At 67.7% G+C, this 15,834-nt stretch carries 15 protein-coding genes and 4 pseudogenes; 9 read left to right on the forward strand and 10 right to left on the reverse strand.

Annotation, left to right across the window (positions count from 1 at the left end; all coding sequences use genetic code 11):
* The first annotated feature begins 635 nt into the window (after window positions 1–635).
* Together ACWD5D_RS44225 and ACWD5D_RS44230 are read left to right on the forward strand one after the other, a co-directional pair.
* A pseudogene (locus ACWD5D_RS44225) lies at window positions 636–1,285 on the forward strand (transposase).
* Window positions 1,260–1,520 carry a cold-shock protein gene (locus ACWD5D_RS44230; protein WP_451378412.1) on the forward strand — a complete coding sequence of 87 codons (261 nt, stop codon included), beginning with the start codon at window positions 1,260–1,262 and terminating at the stop codon, window positions 1,518–1,520. Before ACWD5D_RS44225 ends, ACWD5D_RS44230 begins: the two are co-directional and overlap by 26 nt.
* A 294-nt stretch (window positions 1,521–1,814) precedes the next feature.
* Here the strand turns inward: ACWD5D_RS44230 and ACWD5D_RS44235 are convergent, their stop codons facing one another.
* The 3 genes and pseudogenes from ACWD5D_RS44235 to ACWD5D_RS44245 all read right to left on the reverse strand — a co-directional run.
* Window positions 1,815–2,363: a PIN domain-containing protein gene (locus ACWD5D_RS44235; RefSeq protein ID WP_451378413.1), complete on the reverse strand. Its 549-nt coding sequence runs from the start codon at window positions 2,361–2,363 to the stop codon at window positions 1,815–1,817.
* Between the two features lie 66 nt (window positions 2,364–2,429).
* The gene (locus ACWD5D_RS44240) at window positions 2,430–2,870 is read right to left on the reverse strand and encodes a helix-turn-helix domain-containing protein (RefSeq protein ID WP_451378414.1); all 441 of its coding nucleotides are present in this window, start codon (window positions 2,868–2,870) and stop codon (window positions 2,430–2,432) included.
* Window positions 2,871–3,052: 182 nt separating this feature from the next.
* A pseudogene (locus ACWD5D_RS44245) lies at window positions 3,053–3,268 on the reverse strand (hypothetical protein); the annotation flags it as partial.
* Window positions 3,269–3,547: 279 nt separating this feature from the next.
* Between ACWD5D_RS44245 and ACWD5D_RS44250 the strand changes: the two are divergent.
* The 3 genes from ACWD5D_RS44250 to ACWD5D_RS44260 all read left to right on the forward strand — a co-directional run bounded on the left by ACWD5D_RS44250 (window position 3,548) and on the right by ACWD5D_RS44260 (window position 6,156).
* Window positions 3,548–4,684 carry a hypothetical protein gene (locus ACWD5D_RS44250; RefSeq protein WP_451378415.1) on the forward strand — a complete coding sequence of 379 codons (1,137 nt, stop codon included), beginning with the start codon at window positions 3,548–3,550 and terminating at the stop codon, window positions 4,682–4,684.
* A 256-nt stretch (window positions 4,685–4,940) separates the two neighbouring features.
* Window positions 4,941–5,288, forward strand: coding sequence for a hypothetical protein (locus ACWD5D_RS44255; RefSeq protein WP_451378416.1), 348 nt, complete (start codon window positions 4,941–4,943; stop codon window positions 5,286–5,288).
* Between the two features lie 304 nt (window positions 5,289–5,592).
* A complete protein-coding gene (locus ACWD5D_RS44260; protein ID WP_451378417.1) occupies window positions 5,593–6,156 on the forward strand; it encodes a Uma2 family endonuclease in 564 nt (187 codons plus the stop codon).
* Window positions 6,157–6,365: 209 nt separating this feature from the next.
* Here the strand turns inward: ACWD5D_RS44260 and ACWD5D_RS44265 are convergent, their stop codons facing one another.
* Both ACWD5D_RS44265 and ACWD5D_RS44270 read right to left on the reverse strand, forming a co-directional pair.
* Window positions 6,366–7,010, reverse strand: coding sequence for a LuxR C-terminal-related transcriptional regulator (locus ACWD5D_RS44265; protein ID WP_451378418.1), 645 nt, complete (start codon window positions 7,008–7,010; stop codon window positions 6,366–6,368).
* Window positions 6,998–8,158, reverse strand: a complete 1,161-nt coding sequence (locus ACWD5D_RS44270) for a histidine kinase (RefSeq protein ID WP_451378419.1) — start codon at window positions 8,156–8,158, stop codon at window positions 6,998–7,000. The genes ACWD5D_RS44265 and ACWD5D_RS44270 overlap by 13 nt, the downstream gene beginning before the upstream one ends.
* 188 nt (window positions 8,159–8,346) lie before the next feature.
* Here ACWD5D_RS44270 and ACWD5D_RS44275 point away from each other — a divergent pair, with 188 nt between their 5' ends.
* Window positions 8,347–9,510: a serine hydrolase domain-containing protein gene (locus ACWD5D_RS44275; RefSeq protein WP_451378420.1), complete on the forward strand. Its 1,164-nt coding sequence runs from the start codon at window positions 8,347–8,349 to the stop codon at window positions 9,508–9,510.
* 158 nt (window positions 9,511–9,668) lie between these two features.
* Here the strand turns inward: ACWD5D_RS44275 and ACWD5D_RS44280 are convergent, their stop codons facing one another.
* The gene (locus ACWD5D_RS44280) at window positions 9,669–9,944 is read right to left on the reverse strand and encodes a hypothetical protein (protein WP_451378421.1); all 276 of its coding nucleotides are present in this window, start codon (window positions 9,942–9,944) and stop codon (window positions 9,669–9,671) included.
* A gap of 363 nt (window positions 9,945–10,307) precedes the next feature.
* Here ACWD5D_RS44280 and ACWD5D_RS44285 point away from each other — a divergent pair, with 363 nt between their 5' ends.
* Window positions 10,308–12,002, forward strand: coding sequence for a purine-cytosine permease family protein (locus tag ACWD5D_RS44285; protein ID WP_451378422.1), 1,695 nt, complete (start codon window positions 10,308–10,310; stop codon window positions 12,000–12,002).
* A gap of 160 nt (window positions 12,003–12,162) precedes the next feature.
* Here the strand turns inward: ACWD5D_RS44285 and ACWD5D_RS44290 are convergent.
* The 3 genes and pseudogenes from ACWD5D_RS44290 to ACWD5D_RS44300 form a co-directional block, all read right to left on the reverse strand.
* Window positions 12,163–12,237: pseudogene (locus tag ACWD5D_RS44290) on the reverse strand (Fe-Mn family superoxide dismutase); the annotation flags it as partial.
* 52 nt (window positions 12,238–12,289) lie between these two features.
* Window positions 12,290–12,628, reverse strand: coding sequence for an SCO0607 family lipoprotein (locus ACWD5D_RS44295; RefSeq protein ID WP_451378425.1), 339 nt, complete (start codon window positions 12,626–12,628; stop codon window positions 12,290–12,292).
* A gap of 279 nt (window positions 12,629–12,907) precedes the next feature.
* Window positions 12,908–13,336: pseudogene (locus ACWD5D_RS44300) on the reverse strand (FAD-dependent oxidoreductase); the annotation flags it as partial.
* 387 nt (window positions 13,337–13,723) lie between these two features.
* On the opposite strand from ACWD5D_RS44300, the gene ACWD5D_RS44305 reads away from it, so the two are divergent.
* Both ACWD5D_RS44305 and ACWD5D_RS44310 read left to right on the forward strand, forming a co-directional pair.
* Window positions 13,724–13,975 carry a hypothetical protein gene (locus tag ACWD5D_RS44305; protein ID WP_451378426.1) on the forward strand — a complete coding sequence of 84 codons (252 nt, stop codon included), beginning with the start codon at window positions 13,724–13,726 and terminating at the stop codon, window positions 13,973–13,975.
* Between the two features lie 11 nt (window positions 13,976–13,986).
* The gene (locus ACWD5D_RS44310; protein WP_451378423.1) at window positions 13,987–15,171 is read left to right on the forward strand and encodes a flotillin family protein; all 1,185 of its coding nucleotides are present in this window, start codon (window positions 13,987–13,989) and stop codon (window positions 15,169–15,171) included.
* Between the two features lie 355 nt (window positions 15,172–15,526).
* Here ACWD5D_RS44310 and ACWD5D_RS44315 read toward each other — a convergent pair.
* Window positions 15,527–15,834, reverse strand: a 308-nt coding sequence (locus ACWD5D_RS44315) for a DNA-directed RNA polymerase subunit alpha C-terminal domain-containing protein (RefSeq protein WP_451378424.1), incomplete at its 5' end; no start/stop codon positions are given.

A 15,834-nucleotide genomic window follows, 5' to 3' on the forward strand; every position in this document is an offset into this window, starting at 1 on the left:
TGCGTCGCCTCATCCGCCGCGCGTGGATCCTCTACCGCTGGGACGCACGCCCCGGGAAGCGCCCCTGAGCACCGCCTATCCGCGCACGCCCTAAGACGTACCCCGGGCCGTCTCTGGGCCGTCGGAGGGTGCTCTACGACGACCAACGCTGACAACCACCGGCAGCTAAGTCGCAGGTCGCAGCGTTGATCGATTACGCGGCCGCAGGTCAGAAACCCGGCCCTTCACGTCTTCGGCCACTGATCGTGCTCGGACGATGTGATCAAGGTCGCCGAGGCGGGCCACAAGCGCGCCGGAACGATGCAGCGCCGGACTGACAGCCACGCTGGGCCGTGCCACACACGTGCCAGAACGAGGGGGAACCAGCGGGGAACAACAGGGAGAGGGAGCGATCGGGAAAGAGATCGGCCCCTGACCAAACTTGCTGGTCAGGGGTCGATACTCCCCAGTGTGACGGCGCCAGGATTCGAACCTGGGAAGGCGAAGCCGACAGATTTCCAGGTTGCGTCCAGGGAAGTGGTGTACGGGTTCGACCTGATCCGGGGGTTTGCTCCGGCATCTGGATGAGGCCCGCATAGACGAACGGCCACCGGCTGATCTTCAAGACGACCAAGTCTTTGAAGGAGATCAGCACAATGGCCGCACCCGACAGTCTGCCCCTGCATGCCCTCGCCGAAGACAACCTCGCCGCGGCGAGTCCTGATCTGCTGCGCGCGATGATCAAGACGTTCGCCGACGCGCTCATGTCCGCGGAGGCCGATGCCCTCTGCGGCGCCGAGTACGGGCAGGTCAGCGAGGAGCGAGTCAACCATCGCAACGGTTACCGTCCGCGCGAGTGGGACACCCGCGCAGGGACCGTTGAGCTGGCCATTCCCAAGCTGCGGCAGGGCAGTTACTTCCCGCACTGGCTTCTCGAACGGCGCCGGCGGCCGAGCAGGCCCTCATCTCCGTGGTCGCCACCGCCTACCTGCTCGGCGTCTCCACCCGCAGAGTCGAGAAGCTCGCCGAGTCCCTCGGCGTCACCCAGCTGTCGAAGTCCCAGGTCAGCGCGATGGCCAAGCATCTGGACGAGCAAGTTACCGGTGATCGCGCCATGTGCAGCGAGACTCCGACGGAATCCACTACTTGGCCCCTGGCTTCGCCCGTGAATCTTTCGAGCCCCCCGACTGTCAGTGTCACAGTGCTTCCCACGGAGGACCGTGTCAGCCTGATCGGTCAGGTCTCTTGTGATCTTGTGGGATGGATGAGGGGAGAGGCAAATGAGTCGCCGCAGAGGGGCCCGTAAGGTCCCCGCAGTCGTGACTGCGACTGTGCGCGAGTGGAGCGACGAGGAGGGGTGGGGTGTCCTCGACTCGCCCGAGACTCCCGGAGGGTGCTTCGGCCACTACGCCGACATTCAGGCGCCCGGCTTTCGCACGCTGTCACCAGGGCAACAGGTCGATCTCGTCTGGGAAGCGCCCGGCTTCAAGCAGGACGGGTACGACTACCGCGCGGTGAGCATCGTTCCCCGGCCCGTCTGACATCCACACCTGACATCAACGGCCGCGAACGCGCCCATACCGAAGCGGCCACGGCCGGACCAACGACGAGCCGTTTGACGCCGTTTCAGCACCCTGCACGGCGCGGTGATCGAACTCCTAAAGCGGGTGTCGCAGGTTCGAATCCTGCCGGGGGCACAACGCATCACGCTGCTGACCTGGGGTTTCTTCCCGAGGGAGGCGTTCTATTCGGCCTCGGACTCCTCGTCCGGGGCCGTTTGCGTGAGCGTTCGATTCCCGTCATCCGCTCGCGAACCGCCATCGCGGCACCTGGGTTCAGTGCCCGAGATGCTGCGTCAGGAGGTCGGCGAAGCCCGGCAGACCGGCCTTCGCGAGTCGGGCGATGGCATCAGGGGTCGTGACAGGCGGGTTGCGCTTCTCTGCGGCAAGCCTGACCACCGTGTCCGCCACCTCATCCGGCAGATCGCCATAGAGCCCGCACAAGTACGAATCCGGGTCGATCACCCGCACTCCGCGCTCAGCCAAGTCACCCGCAGGGAAGTCGCCAAGATTCCAGGTGACCAGCGCGGAGGCACCGGAAGCCACCGCTGCCGCCGCATGGTGCCGGTCGTCGGGGTCATCGCCCGGCATCTCATCCACAAGATGCCCGTAGGACGCCGCCGTGATCTCACAGTCGGCGAAGAAGCGTCGAACCGCGCGGCCGACCGCGGCAGCCGACTCCGCTGAACGCCTGCCCTCCCGGACGATGACCCGCTCCCACTCCGCAAGAAGTCTCTCGGACCACACGATCTCGTGGACGGAATCCTCCGTGAGGGCCAGCATCACATCCATCACCGAGAACGGAAACAAGACGTTGGCATCCACGAAGACCCGCGGTGCCAGGCTTCCCCCTCTGCTTCGCCGTCGGCAGCGAGACCCGAATCAACTGGCCTATCCGGCGTCGTCCAGCATGTCGGCGATCTGCCGCCGCCCCTCCCTGCGGCGCTCACGCCGCTGCTGGAACGCCAGCACATCGGCAAGACGCACCACACGGTGACTGCTTCCGGGCAGGTTCGTCGACGGGATGTCGCCCGCGTCAAGCAAGCGGGTGACGAACGGTCGGGACAACCCCAGAAGCTCAGCGGTCTCAGCAGGCGACAACTGAACCTCGGAGGCCAGGACCGTGACCGCATGTCCACGGGACAGCTCGCCCGCGGAGGCGAGGAGAATGCGGACCAGTTCCCGCGGCAGCGCCAGCTCACCGCCATCAGAGGTGCGCACCAGAACCTGAACCTGCTCCGGCACCATTCGGGCAGCCGCGGCAAGCGCGCACTGATGCGAGGGATCCGGTTCGACCTTCTCGGCACGGGCAAGAACGCTCGTACGAGCCATAGCCACCCTCCAATCACCGACCTGGACAGAAGTCCATCTGTCCATCTGTAATAACTGTAACCGAGAGGGCCTGCGCGGACAATCACAAGGGCCCTGGCTCAGAGTGCACGCACCCCCTTCGCATTCCAGGAAGCGGGCTTCATACGTGCGCGATGCGTGAGCGGACTGTCCGGCACGAGGTGTCATGAGTGGGACCGTGTACGAAGCCGCATGGGCGCTGACCAGGCGAAATAGCACCTCTCAGCACCACCGCCCCGGACCATGGCACCGAGCCGGTCGGCGATGGCCCGGTCGCGGTCGCTGGTCATGTGCTGATAGATCAGCGCGGCCCGCGAGCTGCTGTGGCCCATGCGGGTGATCAGCTCGCGTGTGCTGGCGCCGGCCGTCGAGGCGAGCGTTTCCCAAAGGGGCGAACTCCCTGCCTGCGCACGCGATTTCAAGCCCCACGCGACCGACTGAGTTACCACCTTCTCAGCGGGTTCCACGGGTTCTACGGGTTCAAGGCCGCTCACTCCGCTCCCTGCGGCCGTTACCCGGAACGACCGGCATTTGGCGGATGCTGTCGAGCGGTCTGCGGTGAGAGGTGCCTAGCGTGGCGGTTGGGGGGCACTCCGTGCACTTTCGCGGGTCAGGACGCTCTGTCCCGACTGTCCGGCCCGTCCTTCAGGAGGCAGTACATGAGACTTCGGGTATGTTCGAGTGTGCTCGCGACCGCCGCGCTGGTCGTAGGCCTGACCGCGGCCGCGTCCCCGGCCGGGCCCAGCGGCCAGAAGCCGTTCCTGGACCGGTTGCACACCGTGTCCACCGTCGCGTCCACCGTCCCGGAGAACGGCGACGTGAACCCGTACGGCACGTTCACCATCCAGGAGAGCACCGGCAATCTGCACCGGGGCAACGTCCTGGTCAGCAACTTCAACGACTCGGCGAATGAGCAGGGCACCGGTACCACGCTGGTCCAGATCACCCCCGGCGGCCAAAGGACCACGTTCGCCACGATCGACCCGGACAATCTGCCCGGCCCGTGCCCTGGCGGGGTCGGCCTCACCACGGCGCTGACGGTCCTGCCCGGCGGATGGGTCGTGGTCGGCAGTCTCCCCACCGCGGACGGATCGTCGGCCACCGCCCAGGCCGGCTGCCTGCTGGTGCTCGACAAGCACGGCACGGTGCGCAGAACGATCGCGGGAGACGGCATCAACGGTCCGTGGGACATGACCGCTGTCAGCTCCGAGAAGCGGGGTGGGCACGAAAAGCAGACCGAGCTGTTCGTGACCAATGTGCTCAACGGAACGGTCGCCGGTGGCGGTGCGGAGGTCGACCGGGGCACGGTCCTGCGGATCACCCTGCGCTGCGAGGGCGACGAGCCACCGAAGCGGGTGGCCACCACCGAGATCGGCTCCGGCTTCCCCCAGCGGACGGACCCGGCGGCCTTGGTGGTCGGTCCGACCGGCGTCGGTCTGGGCCATGACGGCACGCTCTTCGTCGCCGACACCGTGCGGAGCCGGATCACCGCCATCCCGCGGGCGCTGACGCGGAAGGACAGCGCCGGCATCGGGCGGGTCATCACCGAGGGCGGCAGACTCAACGGCCCGCTGGGCATGGCCATCACCCCCAAGGGCGACATCCTGACGGTCAACGGCGGAGACGGCAACATCGTCGAGACCACCGAAGCCGGGAAGCAGGTCGCGTTCAAGCAGATCAACAACGAGGGCAGTCCGCCCGGTGCAGGTGCGCTCTTCGGCCTCTCACTGGACCTGGACCGCGACGCGGTCTACTTCGTCAACAACGTCGACAACGAACTCGACGTCCTGCACTAAAGGGCCTGGATCGTGAGGAGACGGTGCACCGGCTGCTGCGGCGGCTGGTGCACCGACATGGCCGGGAGTCGGGACCGGGCTCGGTCATCGGTCGTCGGTCATCGGTCAGCCCTCCTACCCCGACCGGCCCACGGGTTCGGGCAGGCGAGCTGCCGGCCCCCGAGGGCACCTGAGCTTCCCAAGCTGATGGCCTACCGCCGGCCTCGACCTCGGCGGCCCGCTCCCCTTCGCCACGTGCCGGACCGATGATGGGTTCATGGTGTCAAGCATCGTCGTTCAGTACACCGATCTCCTGCGGACCAGCGACTACGACCTGTGGAGCCGGTTGCGGGAGCTCCTGAGGGCCCAGGGACTCGATCCGGACCGAACGATCATCGTCGACCTCTTGCAGGAGGGCCCCGACCACGAGGACGGCCAAGTCATCTCCGAGGACGGCAAGGTCTACAGGTTCACCCTCTTCTATGACCAAGCAGCAGAGCACGGCGCGCGAAGCGCTCGCCTCGACGGCTGGACCGACATAACCGATTCTTGGCGGATCGGATCGCTGGCTACCCGAACAGCAGACGCCTTCGCTTGGATGTCATCGCCCGGAGTCCTCACCTGAGTTGCTTCGGGACGAAGAGGCCCGGCGTGCCACAGCCGTGCCAGATACCTCCCGGCGATCAGCTGGGTGCCGGGCCGGGTCCGGCGCGGCGAGGTGAACGCCCCGTACGGTCCCTCGACGCAGGCGCTGCTGCCGACCGGGACGTTCCGCAGGCCGGCACTGGTTCCCCACTCGCCGTGAGCTCGCTGTCGGATGTCGGCCGCCGGGGAGGGGCGTGAGCGAGATCGGCGTGCCGGGCGGATGGCAGACAGTACGCTGAATCCAGCGGGATCGGGCCCGCAGCACAGTGTCCGGGAGGTGCTTCATGACGGCCGAGATGGTGGCCCCGGCGTGGATGCATGAGCAGATCACGGCGGAAGAGTACGAGTCCTGGTCCGAGGAGCAGTGCGCCGGTATCGAGATCGTGGACGGGATGGTCGTCGTGAGTCCGAGTGCGTCCAAGCGCCACAACCGGCTGGCCCGGATTCTGGCGAACGCCCTGGATGCGGCCTCGGGCCCGGAGTGGAACGCCGACACGGACTTCGTCCGGCTTCAGGACGTCCCGCTCACCAATCGCCGCCCGGACGTCGTCGTGTACCGCGCAGACACGATCGACATCACCCCTACCCGCCCCGAGCACGTGCTGCTGGTCGCGGAAGTGGTGTCGCCGGGCTCGGAGACCACCGACCGGATCGTGAAGGTCGACCAGTACGCCAAGGCAGGCATCGGCTTCTACTGGCGGATCGAGCAGGCCGCGACAGGCGTTCCTCTCGTGTACACCTACGTTCTCGACCCCGCGACGAAGACCTACCGGGAGGGCGACGTGTTCACCGGAGTCCTCAAGGCAGCGGCCCCCTTCCCGGTGAAGATCGACCTCGGCCAGGTCTGACCCGCACGCTGCTCAGCACCCGGTAGCGCGTGAGCAATGCGTGAGCGGGCGGCCCGGCACAGCGTCCAGGGCCCTTTGCTTGAGCGGTGCACGATCCAGCGGCAGTCCCGCGTCCGCAAACTCCCGGCCGGGTTTCGCTTCAGGCGGACCAGCCTCGACGGACCACTTGGTCAGTGGCGTCAGTCAGTGGCATCAGTCAGCGGCGGCAGTCAGCGGCGGCTGAGATAGGTGAGGACTGCGAGGACGCGGCGGTGGCCGCTGTCGGCCGGCGAGAGGCCGAGCTTGGCGAAGATGTTGCCGATGTGCTTGTGGACGGCGTTCTCGGTGATGACGAGCCGGGCCGCGATCGTGGCGTTGTCCTTTCCTTCGGCCATCAGGGCGAGAACTTCGCGTTCGCGTGGCGTGAGGGCGGCAATCGGGTCGCGGGTGTCACGGGTGAGGAGCTGCCCGATCACCTCGGGGTCCATGACGGTAGCGCCGGCGGCGACCCGCCGCAGCGCGTCGATGAACTCGCTCACCCGGCTCACCCGGTCCTTGAGGAGGTAGCCGACGCCGCCGCATCCATCGGAGATCAGCTCGCCGGCGTACTGCTGCTCGACGTATTGGGAGAGGACGAGCACGGGCAGGCCGGGGTGCCGGCGGCGGGCGTGGATGGCGGCGTGGATGCCCTCGTCGCGGAAGGTCGGCGGCAGCCGTACGTCGACGATGGTGACGTCCGGTCGGTGTTCGTCGACGGCGGCGACGAAACCGGGGGCGTCCTGGGTGATCGCGGCGACGTGAAAGCCCTTGGCGGTCAGCAGGAGTTCCAGCCCGTTGGACAGCAGGACGTTGTCCTCGGCGATCACGACCCGCATGCCAGGCTCACAGTGATCGTGGTCGGGCCGCCGCCGGGGCTGTGGATGTGGACGGTGCCGTCGAGCGCAAGGACACGGTGGCGGATTCCGGCGATACCGGTACCCAGCGCCTCGTCGGCGCCGCCGACTCCGTCGTCGGTGACCTCGATCGACAGCCGGTCACCGTCGCGTGTGACGCGGACGGTGGTCCGGGTGGCCTGGCTGTGCTTGGCAGCGTTGGTGAGCGCCTCGGCGATCGTGAAGTAGGCCACGGCCTCGACCGCGGCGGGGACCGTGCCGAGGTCGCCGATATCGAGGGCGGTGTCGATCGCCGATCGGGTCCCCAGTGCGGCCAGCGCCCCGGCGAGGCCGCGATCGGCGAGGATCGGCGGGTAGATCGTCCGGATCACCGCACGAAGCTCCGTCATGGCCTCCTCGGTACCTTCATGCGCTTCCTCCAGGAGTCTGGCCACCATCTGGGGGTCCTCGCTCAGCAACTCACGGGCCACGCCCAGCCGCATCGCGATGGCCACCAGCCGGGCCTGGGTGCCGTCGTGCAGGTCGCGTTCGATGCGGCGGAGTTCCGCGCCGTGCGCGTTCATGGCGTCGGCCCGCGTCTCGGTCAGCGTCTCCACCCGCTGCGCCAACGTCTCGGCGGCCGAGGGGGACAGCAACGCGACACAGAGCCGGGCGTGCAGGCGCGCCAGCAGGGGAACCAGCCAGTAGGTCAGCGCCGCGAAGATGACGATCTGTGCGGTCCCCAGGGTCAACGCCGTGCCCCACCCGGACAGTGGAACACCGGCGGCGAAGCCGCCCGCGCGGGTGCCGGCGGGCAACGCCCACCACAAGGGCACCGTGACGGCCGTGGCCACCGCGTTCCCTGCGCACAGCACCACGACGAGCCCGAACGCCAGACCGGTCACGATGGATGTGCACAGCCACCCCAGAACACGCCATGTACCGACGCGGACGGGATCAGAAGGCGGAGGCGGAGAAAGCAGCAGCCGGTCGGCGCGGCGACGATGCCAGGACGCCCAGGCGCGAGCCATCATCGGGACGACGAGTACGGGCAGCGCGAACAGGGCGACCGCGGCGGTGAACAGGCTTCCCAGCAGATAACCCAGACCGCGCCACATCGCCGAAAGCCGACTGGCCCCAGGGTGGTTCATTCGCACAAGTCTGAGCCACGGTCACCGAGCCAGGCACTACAGCCAGCTACCCCTTTTTCTCACCGGTGAGCGGTACCGACTGCTCACCTCGGCCAGACCTAGTGTCAACGCCCATGACGACTCCACCAGTTCGCTCACCACGGCGGCGCGGCCGATCCGTCCGACGGAACCTGGCGCTGGCCGCCGTCGTGGCCGGAATTCTTTCCACCGGCGTGCCCGGCGCGATGGCCGCCCCACAGCAGGACCCCCGAATCCAGCTCCAGCTCCAGCTCCAGAACGACGCCGACGCGATCACCGCACTCGGCGTGACGGGAGTGCAGGCCCGCCTGGTCACCTCCGACGGCCGGAACCTCACCGCCACCAGCGGCGTCGCCGATCTGACGGACCGGCAGCCGGTCCCTCGGGACGGCCACTTCCGGATAGCCAGCGTCACCAAGGCGTTCGTGGCCACCGTGATCCTGCAACTCGCCGGCGACCACAGCCTCTCCCTGGACGACTCGGTCGAACGATGGCTGCCCGGCGTGGTGTCCGGAAACGGCAATGACGGTCGCGCGATCACCGTCCGCCAACTGCTCCAGCACACCAGCGGCATCCACGACGACTACCCGGACTACACCTCGGCGGAGGACTTCTACGAGCACCGATACGACAGCTACACACCCCAGCAGACCGTCGCCCGTGCGATGCGCCACCGCCCGGACTTCCGGCCCGGCAAGGACTGGAGTTACAGCAACACCGGTTACGTCCTGCTCGGCATGATCATCGAGCGGGTCACCGGGCACTCCTGGCACGAGGAGGCAAGGGACCGGATCGTCCGGCCGCTCGGCCTCGATCACACCTTCTGGCCGGGTACTTCACCCACGCTGCCTCAGCCGCATGCCGAGACCTACCAGAGGTTCAAGGCCGGCGAGCCGCTCGTGGACGTCACCGAGCAGGTCGGCTCGGGCATCAATGGAGAGGCCGGGCTCGTCTCCACCACCGCCGATCTCAACCGGTTCTTCCGCGCCCTGCTCGGCGGCCGGCTCCTGCCACCGGCACAGCTGACGCAGATGAAACAGACCATCCGGGTCAGCAAGGAGTTCAGACAGTTCATGCCGGGCGCCCGTGACGGGCTGGGGCTCTTCTCACGCCCGCTGTCCTGCGGCGGGGTGTACTGGGGTCACGAGGGCGGCGATGCCGGCTGGATCAGCGCCGCCGGCGTCACCGCCGACGGCCGGCGCAGCGTCACGGTCTCGTTGTCGGGCGTCCTCGCCGATTCCGCGGACGACGTCCTGCGCGTGGAACAGGCCGAGAGCAAGCTGGTCGACGACGCCCTGTGCACGACTCCGGACGCCGACCACCAGCGGCGTTAGGTCCTCCCCCATGCATCGGGTACGGGACATCCGTGCGGCGCACGGTCCCGAAACAGGAAGGCCGGGCGGCGACGGCGGCGCCGCCTGATCAGCTCCCCCGTTGATCAGCTCTCCCCCGTTGATCAGCTCTCCCCTGTTGATCAGCTCTCCCCTGTTGATCAGCTTCGCCGTTCCGCCGAAGCGACCGCAGGCCGTCCGCCGAGGGTCTCCGTGAGCAGCGTGAGCAGCTTGACGAGTTCGCCGTGGTCGGCGATGGCGTCGAGGAGCTGGGCCTGGTCGGTGTGGACGCGTTGGGCGGGACGTCGATGGAGGGTGCGGCCGCGCGGCGTGAGGTGGAGCAGGACGCGGCGGCGGCCGGCGGGGTCGGGGCGGCGGTAGACCAGGTTGTCGGCGACCATGCGGTAGACGAGCTTGGTCAGGCTGGGCGCCGGCATCAATCATCTCCGCCAACGGCTGCACCTCGCACGGGCGGACGCCTTCGGCTTCGGCATCGTCGCCCAACTCTGACCACCAGCCCCGAATTTGCGCTGGCCAGCGCGTCGTGGAAACTGCCGCAGCCAACCCCTCCGAAAGCTCGCGATACTCAAGAAAGGCCAGCTCAGGGACCATCGAGACACACATTTCAATGGGCCTTGAATTCCCTCCGGGCATCTATCTGCGCGCGTCACAAAAAGGCCCGCCAAAGAGCCTTCATTTAAAGGACGTGAAACGCCCGGGAAACAACGCGGCGTGACTCTTCCGTGGAGCTCCCCCGGACCATCCGGGCGGTGACCCTGCATGCGGAAGAGGGAAGAGTCGTGACGGAGATCGTCGACAAAGAGGCGCCGGCAACATCAGCCGGACGGACCTACAACGACTGGGCGAAGAACGACACGCTGGAGGACTACTCGCTGCGCTACGCGCCGAAGTCCTTCCGCCGCTGGACCCCTTACGTGGTGGCCACCACCGCCCTCGGCGGCATCGCCTACCTGGCCGACTTCGCCATCGGCGGCTCGATCGCCATCTCCAACGGCTTCTCCAGCGCCATGGTGGCGATCCTGACGGCAGCCGTGGTCATCTTCCTGACCGGCATCCCGATCTCGTACTACTCGGCCAAGTACTCCATCGACATGGACCTGTTGACGCGGGGCGCGGGCTTCGGCTACCTCGGCTCGACGCTCACCTCGGTCATCTACGCCAGCTTCACCTTCATCTTCTTCGCCCTCGAAGGCTCGATCATGGCGCAGGCCCTGGAACTGGGCCTGCACATCCCGCTCGCCGTCGGGTACTTGATCTGCTCGCTGATCATCCTGCCGCTGGTGATCTACGGCATGACCGCACTGTCGAAGATGCAGGTGTGGACGCAGCCGGTGTGGCTGGTGCTGATGGTCGCGCCGTTCGTGTCCATCGCGATCCAGGACCCGGGCAAGTTCTCGGAGTTCACCCACTTCGCCGGCAACTCACCGACCGGCTCCACCATCAGCATGCTCGGCGTCGGCGCGGGTGCCGGTGTGGCGCTGTCGCTGATCGCGCAGATCGGTGAGCAGGTCGACTACCTGCGCTTCATGCCCGACAAGACGCCCGGGAACGCCAAGAAGTGGTGGGGCGCGGTGCTGAGCGCCGGCCCGGGCTGGGTGGTGCTGGGCGCGCTCAAGCAGATCGGCGGCGCGTTCCTCGCCTTCTACATCGCCGGCAGTGTCGGCCTGAGCAAGGCCAACGAGCCGATCCAGCAGTACGTGTCCGGGTTCAAGACCTTCGCCGCGCCCATCGCCCTGGGGCTGGCCACCTTCTTCGTGATCCTGTCCCAGATAAAGATCAACTCGACGAACGCGTACTCCGGTTCACTGTCCTGGTCCAACTTCTTCTCCCGCCTCACCCACCGTCACCCCGGCCGTGTGGTCTACATCTTCCTCAACGTCGGCATCGCGCTGACCCTGATGGAGGGCGGCGTCTTCGGCTTCCTCAACACGGTCCTCGGCTTCTACTCCAACGTGGCCATCGCCTGGATCGGCGCGGTCGTCGCCGACCTGGTCATCAACAAGCCGCTGAAGCTCAGCCCGTCCTACATCGAGTTCAAGCGCGCCCACCTGTACAACTTCAACCCGGTCGGCTTCGGCTCGATGCTGATCGCCTCGGCCGTCTCGATCGCCGCGTACTTCGAGGTGTTCGGCGACTACGGCAAGGCGTACTCCCCCTTCATCGCGCTGTTCCTGGCGATGGTGCTCTCGCCGCTGTTCGCGGTGCTGACCAAGGGCAAGTACTACATCGCCCGCGTCGACGACCTGGAAGAGCCGCTGCTGGGCACGGACGGGCTGCCCTCGGCCGCCGTCCTGACCTGCTCGGTGTGCGCGACCGAGTTCGAGCGGCCCGACATGGCGGGCTGCCCCTTCCATCAGGGCGCGATCTGCTCGCTCTGCTGCAGCCTGGAGAAGAGCTGCCACGACTCCTGCAAGAGCGGTAGCGGCACCGGTCCCGTCGACCTCGCCATCCCCGCCGTACGGTCCGCGGACTGACCACCGGCAGACCGCCGCGCCCCCACCGCCCCCGGCCCGCGTCCCTCGACGCGGGCCGGGGCGTGTACATGGTCGGGCACCGACCGCAGCGGCATACCGTGCGGCGATCTTCCCAGTTCACCAGGTTCCACGGTCTGGTGACGTAGTCGGCGCGTACGTTCTTGCACTGCAGGTGGTAGGCCTGTTCCCAGACGTCGAAGACCAGCAGGGGCCGTCCAGACCTCCTGTGGTCCACGGCACGACTCCTAGCTATTCAGCCCCTCCTCGAACCAGTGGCGAATATTCAGTCAGTACGCGTCCGGCAGGTCAATGACGTTGCCGTCCTTGTCGAGCGTGCGGGTACTCCAATAGACGTCCCACTTGTCGTCGACCTGCTGCGGCACCTTGCCCTCCGGGTATCGCGCGTATCCCGCAGGGGGTTCATCACCGTTCGCCACGCAATCCCCACCGGGGCCGTTTACCTGCATGACGGGGTACTTGCCTCTGCTGCAGACGTCCTCCTGGTACTTCAGGGCGGAACATCCGGTGAGTGCCACGACCGCGGCCGTGCCGGCAAGTGCAGCACCGACGGCCCGGAACCTACCGGGTCGGAAGGCGGTGGTGAGGTGGCCGACCCTGTGGGGTATGGGCACGAAAACCTCTCCTGTCGTTCGGCTTTCCCCAACTCTTGCCGACGAAGGCCGCCGAGCCCTGAGTACGCGTACTCAGAAGCGCCTCGTGCGAATGCTCAACCCGCGGCAGCCTAGGGGTGACGGCGTCACGCAACGCCCGTCTCGCATCACGCTCCGTTTTGACGAAGGCGTCAGTAACGAAAATCAGTCCAACAGCAGCAAACGGGACGGCGATGACAAGACCTGAGCACCACCACCCACCGTTGGTCATAGCCATCCATGCGAGGAAGGCTGCGCCAGGCGCTCGCGCAGCCGCAGCGCCGAGGCCCGCCCGGTCACGTCGAAGGCGTACTCGGCCACGCCGGGGACGCCATGGTGGGCTACGGAGCTGCCGAGCGCGTAGAGAAGCGTGTCGTACGCGAGCTCGCCGTCGCCGTCCTCACCGTTCTCACCGGCCACGGCGACGGTCCTGCGCCCGGGGTCGACGCCGGTGACGCGTGCCAGGCGCAGCCGGACCCCGGTGCCCGCGAATACGTCGGCGAGCTTGCGGAACGCGAGATCCTGGCCGATCGCGAGCTGGTGGAGCCGCATCCGCTCGACGAAGTCGGGCACGGCGTTGACGACGGTGATCTCGGTGTCGGCCGGAGAGAGCCGGCGGGCCAGGTTTCCGGCGGCGAAGGCCCCGGCGTATCCGGCGCCGAGTACCACGATGCGGTGCTTCATGGCGTTGCTCCTGTCTCGTTCGCGTGCCCCTTGAACGAGACGGCGCTCCGATTACTGACAGGAGCCAGGTGTGACGTGGGTCACCGAACGGAGGTGAACGGATGAGCCTCCGCCAGGCGCTTGGGCCTGCCTTGGGCACGCCCACGGTCCTCCGCAACTCACCCTGCCCTCACACCCTCTACCGGGGCGCACGGTGAGGCCTCTCTGATCGAACTCCTGAAGCAGGTGTCGCAGGTTCGAATCCTGCCGGGGGCACAGGCACGGTACGCAGCCGCCGCTGGGCCCGGAGACCCGGTGGGGCAGGACGAGTCCTCCCGCCCGTTGGGTCCCGGCCGGACTGGGTCTATCGTCGGAATCATGGGGCCAGGACGAGGAGGACGGCTGGTGATACCGCAGGACGAGGCCGTGATCGGCCGCACGGGGAAGGTACTCATCGGAACTCGCGGTTCCACAGGCCCCGGCGAAGTCCTGGTGCGTGTCAGAGGCGGTTCCGAGACCTTCCTCGCCTGGTCGGACGTTCCCCTGCCCGTGGGCACGACGGTGCTCGTGATCGAATCACGTGGATGTCGCGAGGTCGGCGTCATCGAGTGGGTGGATCCATTGGACGCGCTGAGCGGGGACACCGCCGGCGCCGGCTGAGGAGTACAGGCATGTTCGGATACCGCGTCCCCGCTCCCGACGAGGCGATGTTGATCTCGGGGGGCAGGCGGGGACTGGGGGGCGCGCCGTTCCGAGTGGTCACGGGGCACGGGAAGTTCGTGCTGCCGGTTTTCCGGAAGGTCCGGTTCCTCACCCTCTCCATGTGTGAGTCCGAGGTCACCGAGACCTGTGTGACCAGGCAGGGCATCTCGTTGCATGTCCGGGCGGTCATCGCCTTCAAGGTCGGCAACGACCACGAGAGCATCATCAACGCGGGCCAGCGGTTCCTCTCCGACCAGGAGCAGATGTCGGTGCTCACCGGGCGGATCTTCGCCGGTCACCTGCGGGCCATCATCGGCTCGATGACGGTCGAGGAGATCGTCACCGAGCGGCAGAAGCTCGCCGCGGAGGTCCTGGACACCTCAAAGACCGAGATGGCGAAGATCGGCCTGATCGTCGACTCGCTGCAGATCCAGTCGATCGACGACGGCGACACCGGTTACATCGACGCGATGTCCGCGCCGCACAAGGCGGCCATCCAGCGGCAGGCGCAGATCGCCCAGGCGCAGGCCACGCAGGCCGCGGTCGAGGCGGAGCAGGCGGCGGCCCGGAAGCAGGCCGAGTACGCCCGGCAGACCGCCATCGTCAAGGCCGAGTACTCGGCCGAGGTGGACCGCGCCCAGGCGCAGGCCGGGCAGGCCGGGCCGCTGGCGCAGGCACACGCCCAGCAGGAGGTGCTCGCCGCCCAGACGGAGCTGGCCCAGCGCCAGGCCAAGCTGCGCCAGCAGCAGCTGGTGGCCGAGGTCGTCAAGCCCGCCGAGGCCGAGGCCGAGCGGGTCAGGATCCTCGCGGCCGCCGAGGCGCAGCGGATGAAGATCCAGGCGGAGGCGGCTGCCTCGTACGATCGGGTCGCACTCGACCGGATGCTGATCGACCAGCTCCCGCAGATCGTCAAGGAGGCCGCCGGCGGCCTCGCCGGCGCCAACGTCAACGTCCTCAACGGCGCGGACGGCCTCGGCGAGATCGCCGCCGGTCTGGTGTCCCAGGGCCTGACGATCCTCGACTCGGTCCGGCAGAACCTGAACGGCCAGGACACCGACGGCCACCGCCCCAAGGAGAGCGAGAGCAACAGCCTGCTCCAGCTGCCCACCAGCAAGGGGAAGAAGTCGGACGACGGTCCGGTGGAGGTCGACTAGGGGCGAACCGCGATGGACGGCCGACGCAGGCCCACGGCCGGTCGGCCGTCAGCGAGGAGCCGTCGGTGAGGAGCCATCGGTGAGGAGCCGTCAGCCGGCCACCGGCGGCTGAGGGAGGTACGGGGGCCGCCCTTGTGCCCGGTCGCCGCGGGCAGCCCCTGAGGCCGGGAGAGATCCGGGAGCGATCCGGGAGAAGACCTTCTCCCGCCCTTGCCGGGTCACGGGGGAACCAGGTGCGGTCGGCCGGTGTTCATCCCCGGCTCCGCCGCCTTCCCGGTTCCCCCGTGACCCGGCGGCAGTACTCAAGTACTGCTCGGTACTCAAGTACTGCTCGGTACTCAGTACGGCTCGGTACTCAGTACTGCTCGGTCTCCACGAAACCCGAGCCGCCGTTGTCGTCCGCGTCGAAGGCGGCGGCGGTGGGGTCGAATCCGGGCGGGCTGTCCTTGAGGGCCAGGCCCAGGCCGGCCAGCTTCGCCTTGACCTCGTCGATGGACTTCGCACCGAAGTTGCGGATGTCCAGGAGGTCCGCCTCGGAGCGCGCCAGGAGCTCACCCACGGAGTGGACGCCCTCACGCTTGAGGCAGTTGTAGGAGCGGACCGTGAGCTCCAGCTCCTCGATCGGCAGCGCGAGGTCGGCGGCCAGGGCGGCGTCCGTGGGGG

The sequence above is a fragment of the Streptomyces sp. NPDC002520 genome (genome assembly GCF_053595235.1).